Source organism: Mesorhizobium sp. M1273 (assembly GCF_040318195.1).
Classification (GTDB): domain Bacteria; phylum Pseudomonadota; class Alphaproteobacteria; order Rhizobiales; family Rhizobiaceae; genus Mesorhizobium.
The window spans coordinates 100,609-118,513 of record NZ_JAMYLV010000013.1; the positions used below are offsets into that span (position 1 = coordinate 100,609).

General features: G+C 62.3%; 19 protein-coding genes. 7 read left to right on the plus strand and 12 right to left on the minus strand.

The features are described from left to right. The first annotated feature begins 25 nt into the window (after positions 1 to 25). Entirely contained in the window at positions 26 to 1,135 is a 1,110-nt protein-coding gene (locus NKH30_RS16220) for a Gfo/Idh/MocA family protein (protein ID WP_352769550.1), read from the plus strand. A gap of 226 nt (positions 1,136 to 1,361) precedes the next feature. Here NKH30_RS16220 and NKH30_RS16225 read toward each other — a convergent pair whose 3' ends face one another. The 7 genes from NKH30_RS16225 to NKH30_RS16255 form a co-directional block, all read right to left on the minus strand. Beyond that, positions 1,362 to 2,453 (minus strand): 3-deoxy-7-phosphoheptulonate synthase, encoded by a 1,092-nt coding sequence (locus tag NKH30_RS16225; protein WP_352996141.1) that lies wholly within the window; start codon positions 2,451 to 2,453, stop codon positions 1,362 to 1,364. 348 nt (positions 2,454 to 2,801) lie between these two features. Beyond that, entirely contained in the window at positions 2,802 to 3,596 is a 795-nt protein-coding gene (locus tag NKH30_RS16230) for an SDR family oxidoreductase (RefSeq protein ID WP_352996143.1), read from the minus strand. A 23-nt stretch (positions 3,597 to 3,619) separates the two neighbouring features. Next, complete coding sequence (gene iolG / locus NKH30_RS16235) at positions 3,620 to 4,621, minus strand: inositol 2-dehydrogenase (protein WP_352970134.1); 1,002 nt, start codon at positions 4,619 to 4,621, stop codon at positions 3,620 to 3,622. Between the two features lie 68 nt (positions 4,622 to 4,689). Beyond that, positions 4,690 to 5,457 (minus strand): ATP-binding cassette domain-containing protein, encoded by a 768-nt coding sequence (locus tag NKH30_RS16240; protein ID WP_023677519.1) that lies wholly within the window; start codon positions 5,455 to 5,457, stop codon positions 4,690 to 4,692. Between the two features lie 2 nt (positions 5,458 to 5,459). After that, positions 5,460 to 6,536: an ABC transporter permease gene (locus NKH30_RS16245; RefSeq protein ID WP_292655972.1), complete on the minus strand. Its 1,077-nt coding sequence runs from the start codon at positions 6,534 to 6,536 to the stop codon at positions 5,460 to 5,462. Between the two features lie 114 nt (positions 6,537 to 6,650). Next, entirely contained in the window at positions 6,651 to 7,592 is a 942-nt protein-coding gene (locus NKH30_RS16250) for a sugar ABC transporter substrate-binding protein (protein WP_352451673.1), read from the minus strand. A 309-nt stretch (positions 7,593 to 7,901) separates the two neighbouring features. After that, entirely contained in the window at positions 7,902 to 8,933 is a 1,032-nt protein-coding gene (locus NKH30_RS16255) for a LacI family DNA-binding transcriptional regulator (protein WP_352996145.1), read from the minus strand. A 134-nt stretch (positions 8,934 to 9,067) separates the two neighbouring features. Between NKH30_RS16255 and NKH30_RS16260 the strand changes: the two genes are divergently transcribed. The 3 genes from NKH30_RS16260 to NKH30_RS16270 are packed head-to-tail and all read left to right on the plus strand — an operon-like array spanning position 9,068 to position 11,785. Continuing rightward, positions 9,068 to 10,198, plus strand: a complete 1,131-nt coding sequence (locus tag NKH30_RS16260) for a fatty acid desaturase family protein (protein ID WP_352615143.1) — start codon at positions 9,068 to 9,070, stop codon at positions 10,196 to 10,198. 40 nt (positions 10,199 to 10,238) lie between these two features. Beyond that, the gene (locus NKH30_RS16265) at positions 10,239 to 10,553 is read left to right on the plus strand and encodes a MocE family 2Fe-2S type ferredoxin (protein ID WP_023677524.1); all 315 of its coding nucleotides are present in this window, start codon (positions 10,239 to 10,241) and stop codon (positions 10,551 to 10,553) included. A 2-nt stretch (positions 10,554 to 10,555) separates the two neighbouring features. Beyond that, entirely contained in the window at positions 10,556 to 11,785 is a 1,230-nt protein-coding gene (locus NKH30_RS16270) for an NAD(P)/FAD-dependent oxidoreductase (protein ID WP_352832667.1), read from the plus strand. Between the two features lie 33 nt (positions 11,786 to 11,818). Here the strand turns inward: NKH30_RS16270 and NKH30_RS16275 are convergent, their stop codons facing one another. The 5 genes from NKH30_RS16275 to hslV all read right to left on the minus strand — a co-directional run bounded on the left by NKH30_RS16275 (position 11,819) and on the right by hslV (position 15,948). Continuing rightward, the gene (locus NKH30_RS16275) at positions 11,819 to 12,778 is read right to left on the minus strand and encodes a DUF1402 family protein (RefSeq protein ID WP_023677526.1); all 960 of its coding nucleotides are present in this window, start codon (positions 12,776 to 12,778) and stop codon (positions 11,819 to 11,821) included. 182 nt (positions 12,779 to 12,960) lie between these two features. Further along, positions 12,961 to 14,274, minus strand: coding sequence for an ATP-dependent protease ATPase subunit HslU (gene hslU / locus NKH30_RS16280; protein WP_254815924.1), 1,314 nt, complete (start codon positions 14,272 to 14,274; stop codon positions 12,961 to 12,963). 4 nt (positions 14,275 to 14,278) lie between these two features. Further along, entirely contained in the window at positions 14,279 to 14,875 is a 597-nt protein-coding gene (locus tag NKH30_RS16285; RefSeq protein WP_352490480.1) for a DUF2585 domain-containing protein, read from the minus strand. A gap of 4 nt (positions 14,876 to 14,879) precedes the next feature. After that, complete coding sequence (locus NKH30_RS16290; RefSeq protein WP_352996147.1) at positions 14,880 to 15,407, minus strand: GNAT family N-acetyltransferase; 528 nt, start codon at positions 15,405 to 15,407, stop codon at positions 14,880 to 14,882. Next, positions 15,397 to 15,948 (minus strand): ATP-dependent protease subunit HslV, encoded by a 552-nt coding sequence (gene hslV, locus NKH30_RS16295; protein WP_352472584.1) that lies wholly within the window; start codon positions 15,946 to 15,948, stop codon positions 15,397 to 15,399. Before hslV ends, NKH30_RS16290 begins: the two co-directional genes overlap by 11 nt. Positions 15,949 to 16,173: 225 nt before the next feature. Here hslV and hisB point away from each other — a divergent pair, with 225 nt between their 5' ends. The 3 genes from hisB to hisH are packed head-to-tail and all read left to right on the plus strand — an operon-like array spanning position 16,174 to position 17,903. Further along, on the plus strand, positions 16,174 to 16,773 hold the full coding sequence (hisB, locus tag NKH30_RS16300) for an imidazoleglycerol-phosphate dehydratase HisB (RefSeq protein ID WP_352769582.1): 600 nt from the start codon (positions 16,174 to 16,176) through the stop codon (positions 16,771 to 16,773). Positions 16,774 to 16,777: 4 nt separating this feature from the next. Then, positions 16,778 to 17,251: a DUF2628 domain-containing protein gene (locus NKH30_RS16305; protein ID WP_352451667.1), complete on the plus strand. Its 474-nt coding sequence runs from the start codon at positions 16,778 to 16,780 to the stop codon at positions 17,249 to 17,251. A 1-nt stretch (position 17,252) separates the two neighbouring features. Continuing rightward, on the plus strand, positions 17,253 to 17,903 hold the full coding sequence (gene hisH / locus NKH30_RS16310; protein ID WP_023677533.1) for an imidazole glycerol phosphate synthase subunit HisH: 651 nt from the start codon (positions 17,253 to 17,255) through the stop codon (positions 17,901 to 17,903). Positions 17,904 to 17,905 lie beyond the last annotated feature (2 nt).

The following is a 17,905-nucleotide window of genomic DNA, read 5'->3' on the forward strand; positions in this document are numbered from 1 at the left end:
ATTTTGCGCACAGGGAGGCAAGCGGATGGTCGGGGTAGGTCTTATCGGCACGGGTTTCATGGGCAAGTGCCACGCCATTGCCTGGAACGCGGTCGGCACCGTCTTTCCCGATGTGGCCAAGCCAAGGCTGGTCCATCTGGGCGAGGTCAACGAGGATCTTGCCAAACGCCGTGCCAGCGAATTCGGCTTCGCCAAGGCGTCCGGTGACTGGCGCGCTGTCGTCGACGACCCGGATGTCGATGTCATCTCGCTGACCACGCCGAACCAGTTCCACCCGGAAATGGCCATCGCCATCCTCGAAGCCGGCAAGCATCTGTGGTGTGAAAAACCGATGGCGCCGAATTTTGCGGAGGCGCAAGCAATGGCTGCGGCGGCCCAAAAGTCCGGCAAGGTCGCCGCGCTCGGCTATAACTACATCCAGAACCCAGCGATCCGCCATATCGGGGCGCTGCTCGACGAGAAGATCATCGGCGAGGTCAACCATCTGCGTATCGAGATGGACGAGGACTTCATGGCCGATCCGGAGGCGCTGTTCTTCTGGAAGCACGAGGCGGCGTCCGGCTACGGCGCGCTCGACGATTTCGCCGTGCACCCGCTGTCGCTCATCGCCATACTGTTCGGCCGCGTTGCCCGCGTCATGTGCGACATGGCCAAACCCTATGCCGACCGCCGCGTCGCCTCGGGCGGGCGCCGCGCGGTCGAGACCTACGACATCGCCAGCATCCTGATGCATCTCGAAAACGGCATCGCGGGCACGCTGCTGGTCAACCGTTCGGCCTGGGGCCGCAAAGGCCGGATCGCCATCCAGATTTTTGGCTCGAAGGGCTCGATACTGTATGACCAGGAGCGGATGAATGAGTTCCAACTCTATTTGACGGCCGACCGGCCGACCGAGCAAGGGTATCGCACCATCCTCGTGGCGCCGCATCATAAGCCTTATGATGCCTTCCTGCCGGCGCCCGGCCACGGCCTTGGCTTTAATGACCTCAAGATTATCGAATGCCGGGAACTGTTGACGCGACTTGCCGGCAAGCCGGCGCGGATCATCGATTTCGACGAAGGCCTGGAGATCGAGCGCACGGTGCACGCGATGGCGCGCTCGTTCGCGGAACAGCGCTGGGTGGAGGTGCGGTAGTAAGCCCGCGCTGGTCTCCCCTTCTCCCCTTGTGGGAGAAGGTGGCCGAGCGAAGCTCGGTCGGATGAGGGGTGTTGGACGGATCGCTACAGCGAAGAAATAACCGCTTAAAATCCCTCAATATTTTACGCCGAGTTTCTTCCAGCACCCCTCATCCGGCTCGGCGCTGCGCGCCGATCCACCTTCTCCCACAAGGGGAGAAGGGCCAGGGCCGGCATTGGCTGCCTCAGGCGGCTCCTGGCCGGCCGGCGATCATGGCGCGGCGCACCGACCGGCGCTGCTCGACGGCGTCGGCAAGGCCGTGCAGCACGGTCTCGGTGGTCGCCCAGTCGATGCAGCCATCGGTGATGCTCTGGCCATAGAGGAGCGGCTTGCCGGGCACGACGTCCTGCCGGCCGGCGACGAGGTTGCTCTCGATCATGATGCCGATGATGCGCTCGTCGCCTGCCGCGATCTGGCCCGCCACGTCAGCCGCCACCAGCGGCTGGTTTTCCGGCTTCTTGTTGCTGTTGGCATGACTGACATCGATCATCAGCCGAGGTGCCACGCCGATCCGGCCGAGCTCAGTGGAGGCAGCAGCTATGCTTGCCGCGTCGTAGTTGGGCACAATGCCGCCGCGCAGGATGACGTGGCAGTCCTCGTTGCCGGTGGTCGTCGCGATGGCGCTGCGCCCACCTTTCGTCACCGCCATGAAATGGTGCGGCTGGGCGGCGGATTTCACGGCCTCGGCCGCGATCCGCAAATTGCCGTCGGTGCCGTTCTTGAAGCCGACCGGGCAGGACAGGCCTGATGCGAGTTCGCGGTGGATCTGGCTCTCGGTCGTGCGCGCGCCGATCGCTCCCCAGGCGACGAGGTCGGCAATATATTGCGGGGTGGCCATGTCGAGGAATTCCGTCGCCGCCGGCAGGCCGAGATTGTTGACGGCGGAGAGCACGTTGCGTGCCATCCTCAGGCCCTTGTCAATGTTGAAGCTGCCGTCGAGGTCGGGATCGTTGATCAGGCCCTTCCAGCCGACCGTCGTGCGCGGTTTCTCGAAATAAACCCGCATCACGATCTCCAGCCGGTCCGACAGGCTTTCACGCAGCGATGCCAAACGGCTGGCATAGTCTACGGCAGCGGCCGGGTCGTGGATCGAACAGGGGCCGACGACAACCACCAGCCGGTCGTCGGCGCGGGTCAGCACGGCGTGGATGGCATTGCGTGATGCGGCAACGGTGCGCGTCGCCGTCAGCGTGCGCGGTATTTCCCGCATCACCTCGTCGGGTGTGCTCAGTTCTCTTATTTCTTTGACCCGAAGATCGTCTGTGGTCGTCAACACGGCTTATGCTCCTGATTGGGGAGACCTGCCGGCTGAACAAAAAAGCCGCCAGGTCTGGCGGCTGTTCGGATAATGTTGCTGCAATCTTCAGATTGAGCGCAATCCTCCCGCCGCCAGCGAGTAGCTAAAGTACCAAAACGAGGCGGTCAGGTGGATCATCCGGAACATATAGTCGAAGCGTAGGCGCTTGTCACGTGTCTGGTGAGGAGGAGGTTTACTCCAGCCCATTCGCGATTGGCTGAAGCCCCCCGAACTTCGTCATCCTCGGGTCTGCGCCGCGTCGCTGCGCTCCTTGCTCCGCCCGTGGATGACGAAGTGATGGGCGGCGTTCTGCTAGACTTGCCGGCGTTATTCCGGCGACGACCCGGCGACGCTCTGGTCGTAATCGACCAGCGACCCGGTCATGACGCCGGACTGCGGGCTGATCATATAGCTGATCAACCGGGCAAGCTGTGCCGGCTTCACCAATTGACCCATCGGCTGCGCGGCCTCGGCCCTTTCCAGCCAGTCGTCCGGCGCGTCGTGCCATTTCTTCTGCACGATCGCCTCGCCCTCGGTGTCCATCCAGCCGGGCAGCACCGCATTGCAGCGGATGCGATTGCCGCGATAGGCATTGGCGACATTCTTGGTGAGTGTCGCCAGCGCTCCCTTGCTTGACGAATAAGGCGCCAGGAACGACTGGCCGCAATGCGCCGACATCGACAGCACGTTGACGATCGAGCCCGGTGCCTGGCGCGCCAGCAAATGCGCCACCACGCCCTGCATCAGGAAAAACGGGCCGCGCACATTGGTCTGGAATATCTGGTCGAACAGATCCTCGGAGGTCTCGACCAGCGAGCCGCGAGCCGAGGTGGCAGCGGCGTTGACCAGCGCGTTGACGGTACCAAAATGGCCAATCGCGGTTTCGACCGCACGCTTGCAGTCGGCCACTTTTGAGACGTCGGCGCTGATGAAGATGGCATCGACGCCTGCCCCCTCGAGGATGGCGACAGCCTTGTCGCCCTTCTCCTGCGAGCGGCCGATCAGCGCCAGCGCCCGGCAGCCCTCATCGGCCAGCGCTTCGGCGACGGCAAAGCCGACGCCTTGTGCGCCGCCGGTGACGATGGCGCGTGTTTCGGAATTGCGACCGGCTGAACCGTTCATCGCCTTGCTCCTGTGCTTGATAGTCAGATTGTTTTGTCGAGGCGGACGGTCTTGCCTTCCTTGGCCGATTTCAGCGCCGCATCCGCCAGCCTGAGCGCCACCAGCCCGTCCTTGCCGCTCGGCGTCGCCTTCTTGCCTGACGTCGCTGCCGCGATGAAGGCAGCGATCTCGTTGGCATAAGCGTCGAGATAACGGGTCATGAAGAAATCGTGCAGCGGCGGCCGCGTATAGCCTTTCTCATTGGCCAGTTCGATCGACACCGGCCGCTGGTTCTCGGCCGCAATCATGCCTTTCGAGCCATGCACCTCGATGCGCTGGTCGTAGCCGTAGGTGGCGCGGCGCGAGTTGGAGATAACGCATTGCTTGCCGGAGGCAGTTTCGAGGATGACGCTGACGCTGTCGAAGTCGCCGGCCTCGCCGATCTTCTTGTCGACCAGCACCGAAGCGTGAGCGCTGACCGCCACCGGCTCCTCGCCGAGCAGGAAGCGCGCCATGTCGAAATCATGAATGGTCATGTCGCGGAAGATGCCGCCCGAGCGGCCGATATAGTCGAGCGGCGGCGGGCCGGGATCGCGCGAGGTGATTGTCACCATTTCGACAGTGCCGATGGCGCCGTCGTCGATCGCCTTGCGCACGGCGGCAAAATGCGGATCGAAGCGGCGGTTGAAGCCGACCATCAGCGTGGCGCCGGCCTTGTCGACGACGGCCAGGCATTCTTCCACTCTGCCGGCGTCGAGGTCGATCGGCTTTTCGCAGAAAATCGCTTTACCCGCTTTGGCGAAGCGTTCGATCAGATCGGCATGAGTGTCGGTCGGCGTGCAGATGACGACCGCGTCGATATCGCCGGCCTTCTCGATGGCATCGATGCTGCGCACTTCGGCGTCATAGGCAGAGGCCAGATCGGTCGCCGCCTTCTCGAAGGCGTCGGCAACTGCGACCAGCCTGGCCTCAGGATTGGAACCGACGGCGCGAGCATGGACCTTGCCGATACGGCCGGCACCGAGAAGAGCAAAGCGAAGAGGCATGAAGAGTTTTCCTTTGAGGATGGTTCGGAAGGGAGGGCGTGTCAGCGCCTGTGGCTCGGCGTTGGCCGTTACGCCGCAAGTTCCGCCTGCCCGGTCTTGGCGCCGGTGATGTAGGAGACGATATCGTTGCCGTCGGTGTCCTGCTTGCGCAAATTGGCGACGATGCGGCCGCGCCGGAAAACGACGATGCGGTCGACCAGGTCGAACACCTGGCGCATGTTGTGAGAGATCAGGATCAGCGGTTCGCCATTCTCCTTCAGCGTGCGGATGATGTTTTCGACCTGCATCGTCTCCTGCACGCCGAGTGCCGCCGTCGGCTCATCCATGATGATGAGCTTGGAAGCAAAGGTCGCGGTTCTGGCAATTGCTACGCACTGGCGCTGGCCGCCCGACATGTGGCGGATAGTATTGGAAAGATTGGGGATCTTGACCGCTGTGCGGACCAAGGCTGCCTCGGTCGCCTTGCGCATGAACTTGCGATCGAGGATCGAGAAGGGCCCGAGATTGAACAGCACCCGCTCGCGGCCGAGGAACAGGTTCGACGGCACGTCGAGGTCGTCGGCGAGCGCCAGGTTCTGGAACACCGTCTCGATGCCTGCCTCGCGGGCTTCGATGGGGCCGGCAAAATTCACTTCCTTGCCGTCGAACCACATCCTGCCACTGGTGCGCTGCTCGACGCCGGTGATCTGGCGTACGAAGGTCGATTTCCCCGCGCCGTTGTCGCCCATGATAGCGACATGCTCGCCCTTGCGCAGCTCGAAGTCGGCACCCTCCAGCGCATGGACGCCGCCATAATACTTGGTCAGGTTTTCGGTCTTCAGGACGATGTCCGACATGATCAAGCCCTCATTGCCCGCAGGCGTTGGCGCCACTGGTCGAGAACGACTGCGCCGACGATGATCACGCCTTTGACCATCTCCTGATAATAGGCGTCGAGGCGCAGAAAGGTGAAGCCGGAGATGATCACGCCGAAGATCAGCGAGCCGATCACCGTTCCGATGATCGAGCCGCGGCCGCCCGACAGCGAGACACCGCCGATAACCGCCATGGCGATCGCATCGAGCTCGTACATTACACCCATGCCGGCTTGGGCGGTGAGATTCTTGGAGCTCAGCACCACGGCGGCGAGCGCGGCGAGGACGCCGGCAATGACGTAGACGAGGATCTTGTGGTTGGCGATGTTGATGCCGGACATGCGCGCGGCGTCCTCATTGGAGCCGATCGCATAGCAGTGCTTGCCATATTTGGTGTAACTCAGGATCAGCTGGAACAGCACTGCGAGCGATATGAAAATGATGACCGGCATCAGCCCCTTGCCGATGGCGGCGAAACTCTCGGTCGGAAACGAGATCGGCTGCCCCTTTGACCACCATTTGGCGATGCCGCGCGCGGTGACCATCATGCCGAGCGTGGCGATGAACGGTGGGATGCGCGTGTAGGCGATCAAAGCGCCGTTGACCAGGCCGGCCAGCAGGCCGCAGCCGATCGCGACCAGCACGGGCACGATCACCGGCAGGTCGGTCCAGCCCTGGGCGATGAACATCGCCTTGGGGTTCGGGTTGCCGTTGACCGTCGCTACCTGGGCGAAGCTCATGGCTATCATCGCCGTGGCGCCGACGATCGAACCTGAGGACAGGTCGATGCCGCCGGTAATGATCACCTGCGTCACGCCGATGGCAATAATGCCGACGATCGACACCTGCAGGATGATGATCTGCAGGCGCGCTTCGTTGAAGATCGCATCGATATTGTCGCGGGTATTGAAAAGGAAGCTGTCGCCCAGGAAAACCCGGCCGATCAGCTCGAAAGCGCCGACCAGGATGACGAGCGCCAGGAAGACGTTGAATTCGGCCGGCCATGCGCGCCGCTTCGCATCATAGCTGAGCCCGCCGACGCCGTGAGATGTCTGTGCCAATCGTGCTTCCTCCGTCAGCCACGGTCTCCACTCGGCGCTGTTCAGGCCGAGAGGGAAAAAGCGGAGCGGCGCTGTCTTACTTTGGCGCGCCGCTCCGTATCGGACAGGTCCGCCTCAGTTCTTCTTCAGGAACTTGTCGATATTCGCCGGCGTGACCAGCTGGAACGGGATGTAGACCTTGTGCTCGACCTTCTCGCCCTTCGCCAGCTTGAGCGCTGCGTCAAGCGCGCCGGCACCCTGGCCGGCCGCGTCCTGGAACACCGTCGCATCGAGGTCGCCCGCCTGCATCGCGGCAAGCGCATCCTGGGTAGCGTCGACCCCGCCGACGACAACCGACTTCATGTCGATGTTGGCGGCCTTCATCGCCTGGATGGCGCCGATGGCGCTTTCGTCATTATTGGCGATGACGCCGTCGAACGGCTTGCCGGTCGACAGCCAGTTGGTCATCAGGTTCTGCGCTTCTTCGCGCTTCCAGTTCGACGTCTGCTTGTCGATGATCTTGATGAAGCTGCACTCCGGTGTGGCGATCACGTCATCAATGTCCTTGGTGCGCTGCACCGCTGCCTGGTTCGACAGCTCGCCCATGATCACATAGACATTGGCTTCAGTCTTGCCGGCCTCCTTGAACAGGCGGCAGACCTCCTTGGTCTCGAGCGTGCCGGAATCGGCTTCGTTCGAGGCGACGAAGGCCTGGTTTTCGGGCAGCGTGTCGACGTTGACCGGCTCGCGATTGACATAGACCAGTGGAATCTTGGCAGCGGCGGCTGCGTCCGACATTGCCTGGGTCGCCGAGGTGTCGACCGGGTTGACGATGATGGCGTCGACGCCTGAGGCGGCGAAGTTCTTGATCTGGTCGAGTTGCTTGGCGACGTCGTTCTGCGCATCCTCCACCTGCAGCTCGACGCCGTCCATGCCCTTGGCCTGTTCAATCATGCCGTTGCGCAGCACGGTGAGAAAATTGTCGTCGAACAACGCCATCGACACGCCGATCTTGGCGGCAAAGGCGGACGAACTCATCAGCGCCGCGAAAGCGACGCCCAAAAGCAGTTTCTTCATTTTATTTCTCCTCCACATTGGTGTCCGGCTGCACCGATCTACCCGGAATCCCCGATCTCGCAGGGAATTCTCTCCCGATTGCCATTTTTGGTTCCAGAGGCATTTGCCTGAAACAGATCTTCCGGAACGAAAGAACCAAAATGCTCAGATGGTGAAATATTTATTCCATTTCGCGTGGGCGTCAAGCGAGATTTCGCCATGAGGAATGGATTTTCGGCATTTCGAGCGCTTTTGGACGGACGCTCAGGCAAGCGAGGCCTGAAAGCGTTCTGATAGATTACATCATGTCTGCCGCCGATGACCGCGACGTCAGATGTTTTCTGGCAGATAAATGTCGAAGGGCAGAAAGGTCTGGCCCGGCGCATTCGCAGCGCCGGTCTCGATGGCATGCGCCATCAGCCCGACAAGCTCGCGGCAAAGCGCCGCCAGTGGCGTCGAGATCACCATGGTCAGGAAATTATCCGCCAGCGCCGCGCGGGAGTCGGGCGTGATCTCGTTGCAGACGACCGCCGGCATCTCAGCCGGCTTTGCCTCCCTCAGCGCCGAGATCGCGCCTTCCATGCCGCCACCGGCGACATAGCAACCGGCGAGATCAGGGTGGCGGGCCAGAAGCTCGATCATTGCATCATGCGTGATCTGGTTCGCTTCCAGATTGACCAACGTCTCGAGGAGAGTGAATTCCGGCGCCTGCTCGCGAAAGAAGGAGCGAAAACCGATCTCGCGAAGCTCATGGCCATGGAAGCGATGGCTGCCGACGAAGAGGGCAACCTTGCCAGGTCTCTTCGCGGCCTTCGAGATCATCCAGGCAGCGGTGCGGCCGACCTTGCGATTGTCCAGGCCAACATAGCCCTCGCGAATACCGGACGCAAAGTCGGAAAGCAGGGAGAACACCGGTACGCCATTGGCTTTCAGAGCCTCGACGGCGACCGTCAGCGCCGGGTGATCAGGCCCGACCAGGGCGACGGCCCTGGATTTGGCGGCCAGCTTGCGCATCCGCTCGACGATCTCGTCCGGCGCCAGCGAAGCGGCGAAGTCGATGGTCGCCACGCCGCGAAAGCGCGGCGACTGCGATACCGCCAGTTCAAGCTCGCGGGCAAATTCGCTGTAGAAGACGTCCTCCCGCCTCAACAGCAGGAACCCGAGCCGGTATTCGGGCAATTCATGGCGCATCCGCTGCTTGATCAATCCGGCTGCGTGATAGCCGATGCTGGTCGCGGCCTCATAGACGCGGCGCGCGGTTTCCTCGCGCACCGGCAAGCGGTTGTTCAGCACTCGATCGACGGTGGCAACGCTGACCCCCGAAATGCGCGCCAGGTCGGTGATCGTCGGCCGTTTCGCCATCGCTGCCTCATTCCACTGTTTGGCCCTTTTACACCATTCTGATGGAAAATGAAAGAAACTATCTTTGTGATATTGAGCCTATCAGGGCTCGGCGTTATTTTGAACGCTGACCGAATATGATCGAGGCCTCCGCTATGGTGGATATTGGACTCCGAACCGGGAATACGAGCTCCGCAGCAGCGTCCCGACGCGACTACAGCCTGATCGGCCGCGACGCGAAGCTTGCCGTCGAGAGCGGGCTGGCGGCGGCCGAGTGGTATCACACCGACGTGCCGCGCAAGCAGATGAAGGAGCTGATGCAGCGCTCCGACGGCCCGGCGATCCGCGACACCATCATCTGGCTCGGCACCATGATCCTCAGCGGCGCCGGCGCCGCCTGGTTCTGGGGCAGCTGGTGGTGCGTGCCGTTCTTCTTCGTCTACGGCGTCCTCTACGGTTCCTCCACCGACTCACGCTGGCACGAATGCGGCCACGGCACCGCTTTCAGGACGCAGTGGATGAACGACGTGGTCTATCAGGTCGCCTGCTTCATGATCATGCGCAACCCGGTGACCTGGCGCTGGAGCCACACGCGACATCATACCGATACCATCATAGTCGGCCGCGATCCGGAGATCTCGGTGATGCGTCCGCCCGATCTGCTGCGCGTGGTGCTCAACTTCGTCGGCATTCTCGACGCCTGGCATGCGATGAGCGACATGCTGCGCAATGCAGCCGGTATCGTCAGTCCGGCCGAAAGAACCTTCATTCCCGACCAGGAGCAGCCGAAGGCAATTCGCATTGCCCGCATCTGGACGACAATCTATGCCGCGACCATTGCGCTGGCGCTCTATACCGGCTCGTTCCTGCCGCTGATGCTGGTCGGTCTGCCCAGGCTTTACGGTGCCTGGCACCATGTCATGGTCGGCCTGCTGCAGCATGGCGGCCTGGCTGAAAACGTCACCGATCACCGGCTCAACAGCCGCACCGTCTACATGAACCCGATAAGCCGCTTCATCTACTGGAACATGAACTACCATGTCGAGCATCACATGTTTCCCATGGTGCCCTATCACGCGCTGCCCAGGCTGCACGAACTGATCAAGCACGATCTGCCGGCGCCGACACCGTCCATCCTGGCCGGCTACCGCGAGATGATACCGGCTTTCCTGCGCCAGCTGCGCAATGAGGATTATTTCATCAAGCGCGAACTGCCGCCGACGGCGAGGCCCTATCGCGAGGATTTCCACAGCGATAACGCTGCTGTTGCGGTGGCTGCCGAATGACAAGCCCATGCCAAGGCACCAAACATCGAGGGACCCGTAAATGAGCGACTGGGTCGAGGCCTGTGACGCCGAGGACATCGACGAAGAGGACGTGATGCGCTTCGACCATGGCGGCCGCACCTTTGCCATCTATCGCAGCCCCGACGACGAGTATTTCGCCACCGACGGGCTTTGCACGCATGAGAAGGTGCATCTGGCCGACGGGCTGGTCATGGACGACATCATCGAGTGCCCGAAGCACAATGGCCGCTTCAACTACAAGACAGGGGCTGCCAGGGGCGCGCCGGTGTGCGTCGATCTAAGAACTTATCCGGTCAAAGTCGACGCCGGCAAAGTCCTTGTCCGGATCGGTTGATGATGACGAAGGGAATGGTCATCATCGGCGCCGGCGAATGCGGCGGGCGCGCCGCCCTTGCGCTGCGCGAGCTCGGCTATGATGGCCCGGTGACGCTGGTCGGCGACGAGCCGCATCTGCCCTATGAGCGCCCGCCGCTGTCGAAAGACGCGATGGTTGCCGACGCGCCCCTGATCAAGGCGATCGCCAGCGACGCGATCCTGGCCGAGCGCTCTATCCGGCATATCCATTCGGTTTTGGCTGTGGCGATCGACCGCACGGCGCATGTCGTGCGCCTGTCCGACGGTTCCGCCCTGGCCTACGACAAGCTCCTGCTGGCGACCGGTTCGGTGCCGCGCAAGCTGCCTATGCCGGGCCTTGGCGGGCGCTGCGTCTACCTCCGGACCTTCAACGACGCGCTGGCCATTCGCGCCCATCTCAGCGCCGGAAATCGCATCGCCATAGTCGGCGGCGGCTTCATCGGGCTTGAGCTTGCCGCGGCGGCACGCAGACTGGGTGCCGCGGTCACCATCATTGAGGCGCAGCCGCGCATCTTGATGCGCGGCGTGCCAGCCGAGATCGCTGAGGTCATCCATCAGGCGCATGAAGCGGAAGGCGTGAAAATCCTGTGCGGCGAGGGCATCGCCGCCATTGCCGATGATGGCGCCGAAGTGCGCATCGCGCTCGCCGGTGGACGCGACATTGTCGCCGATCTAGCCGTGATCGGCATCGGCGCCGTGCCGGTGACCGGACTTGCCGCGGAGGCGGGGCTGACCGTCGACAATGGCATCGCCGTCGACGCCGAGCTTCGCACCAGCGACCGGGATGTCTTTGCCGCCGGCGATTGCTGTTCGTTTCCGCTCGCCATCTATGGCGGCCGGCGCGTGCGGCTCGAAGCCTGGCGCAACGCACAGGAGCAGGGCGCGCTCGCCGCAAGGAATATGCTTGGCGCCGGCGAGTTCCATGCGGCGGTGCCGTGGTTCTGGTCGGATCAGTACGGCCTGACCTTGCAGATCGCCGGCCTGTCGGACGAAGGCCGCAGCATCGTGCGCCGCGACCTCGGCGACGGCGCCTTCATCCTGTTCCACCTCGCCGAAGACGGCAGGCTGGTTGCGGCAAGCGGCATCGGCGCCGGCAACGCGGTCGCCCGCGACATAAGGCTGGCCGAGATGCTGATTGCGAAGCAGGCAAGGCCGGCGCCGGAAGCGCTGGGCTCGCAGGCGATCAAGCTGAAGTCGCTGCTGGCGGCATGAACGCCGCGTGGATAATTGGCCGAGCGCGTTCGGCTAAAACAGCGCCTTCAGCTCCGGCAGCTTGTCGTTGACCAGCCAGCCATAGTAATTTTCCTCGGGCAGTTTTTCCGGCTCGCCCGCAGCGCGGCGCTTGTCGTTCTCGGCCTTCAGCGCATAGGCGCGCTGTTCGGGGTTGCCGACATTGTAGAGCGTCGACGTGATGCCGGGATTGCCTGAGATGTCAAAGCCGGCAATGCTTCTATAGGCGTCGATCGATTTCCGGATTGTTGCTGCGACATAAGGCAGTGTCAGGTCAGGATCCATGATGGTCTTGTAGACCGCGTTGGGATCGCCGACGTCGAGTTCCGGCAGGCCGGAAACCTTGTGCACGAGGTCGCTCATTTGCAGTGCCGTCAGCGGATTGAGCTGGCCAAGGCCAAAAGTCTGGCCGGCATAATAAGGCTGGAAGAAAGTGGCGCCTAAGCGGTCGTTGGGAAAGCTCTCGCCGTCGACGGTCTTGCCGCGGAACGACCGGTTCCACACCTGTTCGCGGCACTCCCACAGATCGTAGCTGTCGGACTTCCCTGCGCATTTCGCAAATTGCGGCCGCTGCACGAAATCGGAGATATCCTCGCCATCATAGGCAAAGGAGAGCTTGCTCGACAGATACGAAATCGCCTTGACGTAGTAGGTCTGCAGCCGGTCGTAGGCATCGACATTGTAGGTGTGCTCGCCGACGATGGCGCCGACGATATGCATTGGGTCGATGCCATAGGCCGCGGCTGCCTGCTTGATCTTGCCGCGCAACTCGGCATCGTTCTGGAGCAGCGCAAAGACTTTGCGGTATTTCGCCTGGAAGGTGGTGTTGGTCGCCTGGGTGCGCCGGCTCGAAGCGCCCGGTATGTCCGGCTGCTCGGTGTTGCGGTTGCCCGGCGGCACCATCGTTGCCGCTTGCGCGGCGAACATGGCTGCCGCCAGCGTCAGCCCCAAAATGACGAGGATCAGTTTTTTCATGCGCCGCCGCCCAAATAGTCGCCGGCAAACTAGGTAATGCTCCACCGGGAGTCGAGAGACGCCTGCACCCGACGGGACGAAAGCTTGCCGGATGCTTCCATTTGGCCACACATCGGGAATGCTGGGCCAAACTGGGGAGGCCGGGAGCAATTCCCCGACCCTCTTCGAGAATGAAGCGTCTCCTACAAGATGAAACGCGACAAGTCCGTGTTTCTGGAGAGGTCGCCGACATGCTTCTCGACATAGGCGGCATCGATGGTCACCGAGGTGCCGTTGCGGTCCGGCGCGTCATAGGAGATATCGTCCAGCACCCGTTCCATCACCGTCTGCAGCCGCCTGGCGCCAATGTTCTCGACGCTGGCGTTGAGATCCACGGCGATGCCGGCCAGCGAATCGATCGCGTCATCGGTGAAGACCAGGTCGACGCCCTCGGTCTTCATCAGCGCGATATACTGCTTGATCAGGCTGGCTTCGGTCTCGGTGAGGATGCGGACGAAATCGTCCTTCTCCAGCGCCCGCAGCTCGACGCGGATCGGCAGGCGACCCTGCAATTCCGGCAGCAGGTCGGAGGGCTTGGCGACGTGGAACGCACCCGAGGCGATGAACAGGATGTGGTCGGTCTTCACCGGTCCATATTTGGTCGCAACCGTGGTGCCTTCGACCAGCGGCAGCAGGTCGCGCTGCACACCTTCACGCGAAACACCGGCACCGATGCCGCCTTCGCGCGAGGCGATCTTGTCAATCTCGTCAAGGAAGACGATGCCGTCATTCTCGGTCGATTCGAGTGCCCTGCGCACCACTTCGTCCTGATCGAGCAGCTTGTCGGACTCGTCGCTGATCAACAGCCCGTAGGACTCCTTGACGGTCGTCTTGCGCAACTTGGTCTTCTTGCCGCCCATCGCCTTCGACAGCATGTCGTTGATGTTGAGCACGCCGATATTGGCGCCTGGCATGCCGGGGATCTCGAAGCCAGGCATGCCGCCATTGCCGGTATCGGCAACTTCGATCTCGATCTCCTTGTCGTCGAGCTCGCCGTCGCGCAGCTTCTTGCGGAAACTGTCGCGGGTGGCCGGGCTCGCCGTCTTGCCGACGAGCGCTTCGAGCACCCGTTCCTCGGCGTTGATGTGGGCACGCGCCTTGACGTCCTCGCGCATCTTCTCGCGCACCAGCCCGATGGCGATCTCGACCAGATCGCGGATGATCTGCTCGACATCGCGGCCGACATAACCGACCTCGGTGAACTTGGTGGCTTCGACCTTGACGAAAGGCGCACCGGCAAGGCGTGCCAGGCGGCGTGAAATCTCGGTCTTGCCGACACCGGTCGGGCCGATCATCAGGATGTTCTTCGGCATCACCTCTTCGCGCATCTGGCCCTCGAGCTGCTGGCGGCGCCAACGGTTGCGCAAGGCAATCGCCACGGCACGCTTGGCGTCTTTCTGGCCGATGATGAAGCGGTCGAGTTCCGAAACGATTTCGCGGGGAGAGAAGGTGCTCATGTCACTAAATTCCACTTTGCCACTGCCGAATGGACTCGAACGGATGCAGCAGCATGATCACGTTGAGTGTCAGATTGTCCCGGATGAGATAGCCGACACCGAATTCGAAGATGAGGGCGAGGGTCACGATCACCCATATAGGAAGCCTTCGCGCCATGACAAACCCCAGCACCATGGCCAGCGTGTCGGACACCGAATTGATGATGCTGTCGCCATAATAGTCGAGCGAGATTGTGCCGGCGCGGTAGCGGTCGATGATGAAAGGGCTGTTCTCGAGCAACTCCCAGCCGCCCTCTATAGCCACCGCAAAGGCCAGCCTGAGCCCGATCGGCGAGCGCGGGAAAAGGAACCACGCCAGCGCATAGAACAGGAAACCGTGAATGATGTGCGAGAAGCTGTACCAGTCGGAAATATGCTGGGAATTTTCGGAGCTCTGCACAATGCCGTGCCACAGCTTGACATAGCCGCAGGTACAGATCGGCGTCCGCCCCATGCCGTAGAGGACCCCGGCCTGGAAGATGACCAGGCCGAGGACCAGCAGAAGCCCCATTCGCCAGCTGTCTTCGTAGGCCGAGACGGTTTTGTCGCTGGATACGCTCATCCTGCTATTGCCCCTCTTTTGCGTCACCCTCTGGGGCATCAATAGCCATCAGCACGGCATCGCCATATTCCGACTTCCTGCGATCGATAGCCCTGAAACCGGCCTTTTCATAGGCACGGATAGCCCGTGCATTGGCGGGGTCCGGGTCGATGATGACGCGCGGCGTACCTTCCTCGAAAAGCTGCTCGACGAACTGCCGGACGATCGCCGAGCCGTGGCCGACCCCGACAAGCCCCGGCACGCCGATCGACAGATCGATGCCGAGCGTGCCGAACGGCTGGTCGCTATAGGGATGGCCGTCCTCCAGATGCGGATCGTAGCTCTGCAAATAGCCGATGGGCTTTCCGTCGAGCTCGATAATCAGCGGCTCGACCGAAATGCTGTCGATATGCTCGCGGATCTCCGCAATCTCGGTCTCTGGGTCGTTCCACCATTCGGCGACATGCGGCTCGGCAAGCCAGCCGGCGATCATCGGCAGGTCCCTCTGGATCACCGGCCGAAAACCATAGCGGAGGCTCCGCTCAGGCGGCATCGAGGGTTTCGACGACGAAGTTGTTGTTTGTGTAGACGCAAATGTCTGACGCGATCTGCATCGCCTTGCGGGCGATCTCCTCTGCGCCCTTGTCGCTGTCCATCAAAGCGCGTGCCGCTGCCAGCGCGTAATTGCCGCCGGAGCCGATGGCCATGACGCCAAATTCGGGCTCCAGCACGTCGCCGGTGCCGGTCAGCGCCAGCGACACCGACTTGTCGGCCACCAGCATCATTGCTTCCAGCCGGCGCAAATAACGGTCGGTGCGCCAGTCCTTGGCGAGCTCGACGCAGGCACGTGTTAGCTGGTCGGGATATTGTTCGAGCTTGGCTTCGAGCCGCTCCAGCAGCGTGAAGGCATCGGCGGTGGCCCCGGCGAAGCCGGCAATGACGTTGCCGCTTTTGCCGATGCGGCGCACCTTCTTGGCGTTGCCCTTCATGATGGTCTGGCCGAGGCTGACCTGGCCGTCGCCGGCGATCACCACCTTGCCGCCCTTGCGCACGGTCAGGATGGTCGTGGCATGCATGGTCAGTTCATTCGACATTTTCTGCTCCGATCAGCACCGATCCCATCGAGGCGATCGGCGCGTTACGAGTGACTTGATCGGCCATATGTATGCATAGGCCGGATGATTGCAAACCGGCCATCCGCCGGGCCGGACTGTGCTCCGCAGCGGTAACTGGCAATCGCCGGATCATGCTGCTAGAAGGCTTTCGTTTTCAGGCATGTGAACGCCTGAACCGTGCAAATCTGAGACAAGGATGAGGTCATGGCGCCCCGTTCCGCCGAGATAAGCCGCAAGACCAGGGAAACCGACATCGCCGTGTCGGTTCAGGTCGACGGCTCGGGCAAATCCGACATTTCGACGGGCGTCGGCTTCTTCGACCATATGCTGGACCAGTTGTCGCGCCATTCGCTGATCGACATGACCGTGAAGGCCAAGGGCGACCTGCACATAGACGACCACCATACGGTCGAGGATACGGGCATCGCGCTCGGCCAGGCGCTGGCCAAGGCGTTGGGCGAGCGGCGCGGCATCATGCGCTACGCCTCGATCGATCTCGCCATGGACGAGACACTGACGCGGGCGGCAATCGATGTCTCCGGCCGGCCTTTTCTGGTCTGGAATGTTTCGTTCTCGTCGCCGAAGATCGGTACGTTCGACACCGAGCTGGTGCGCGAATTCTTCCACGCATTGGCGCAGAATGCCGGCATCACGCTTCATGTCACCAATCATTACGGCGCCAACAACCACCACATCGCCGAGACCTGCTTCAAGGCCGTGGCGCGTGTGTTGCGTTCGGCGCTTGAGCGCGACCCGCGCCAGCCGGACGCGGTTCCCTCCACCAAGGGATCCCTGAAAGGATAGCGTCATGGCCATCTATGTCGTGATGAAGCCGCCAGGCCGCAGCGAAAGCGTAGACACTACCTTTATCCGTGACGGCTTTGCCTGGCTCGGCTTCCTAGTGCCGCCGCTGTGGCTGGCCTGGCACCGGCTGTGGGTCGAGGCGGCATTGGCGTTTGTCGCCATGGGCCTGCTCTCGATGCTAGGCGAAAGGCTGGACCTGGAAACAACCGGCTCGCTTTTATCCCTGCTTGTCATGCTCTTTGTCGGACTGGAAGGGCAGGGCTTGCGGATCGCAGCCCTGCGCCGTCGCGGCTGGCATGAATGGGGCGTGGTCGAGGCCGACAGGCTCGACGACGCAGACCTCCGCTATGCATTGGAAGCCGATGCTCAGTCGGATGAACAACCGACGGTGCAACGCATCGTCCCAGACGCAGCACATGCCCGGTCGGCGCAGATGGGCCTGGCGCTGGGGCTGAACCATATTCCGGGAAAGCCCTGAGATGAGGGTAGCGATCATCGATTACGGGTCGGGCAATCTGCGCTCGGCCACCAAGGCCTTCGAGCGTGCCGCGCATGAAGCCGGTATTGCCGCCGCGATCGAACTCACCGCCGATGCCGAGCGGGTCAGGACCGCCGACCGCATCGTCCTGCCCGGCGTCGGTGCCTATGCCGATTGCGCCGCTGGACTGCGTGCGGTCGCCGGCATGTGGGAAGCGGTCGAGGAGGTGGCGATCGCCAAGGCTCGGCCGTTCCTCGGCATCTGCGTCGGCATGCAGCTGATGTCGGAGCGAGGCCTGGAAAAGACCGTCACAAAGGGCTTTGGCTGGGTCGCCGGCGACGTCAAGGAGATCACGCCGGCCGATCCGACACTGAAGATCCCGCAGATCGGCTGGAACACGATTGACCTGAAGCGCAAGCATCCGCTGTTTTCCGGCATTGCGACGGGTGGCAAGGGACTGCATGCCTATTTCGTCCACTCCTACCATCTCGATGCACGGAAGGAGGATGAGGTGCTGGCGGTTGCCGACTATGGCGGCCCGGTAACGGCCGCTGTCGCTCGCGACAACCTCGCCGGAACGCAATTCCACCCCGAGAAGAGCCAGGCGCTGGGCCTGGCGCTGATCACCAATTTCCTAGGCTGGAGGCCCTGAAC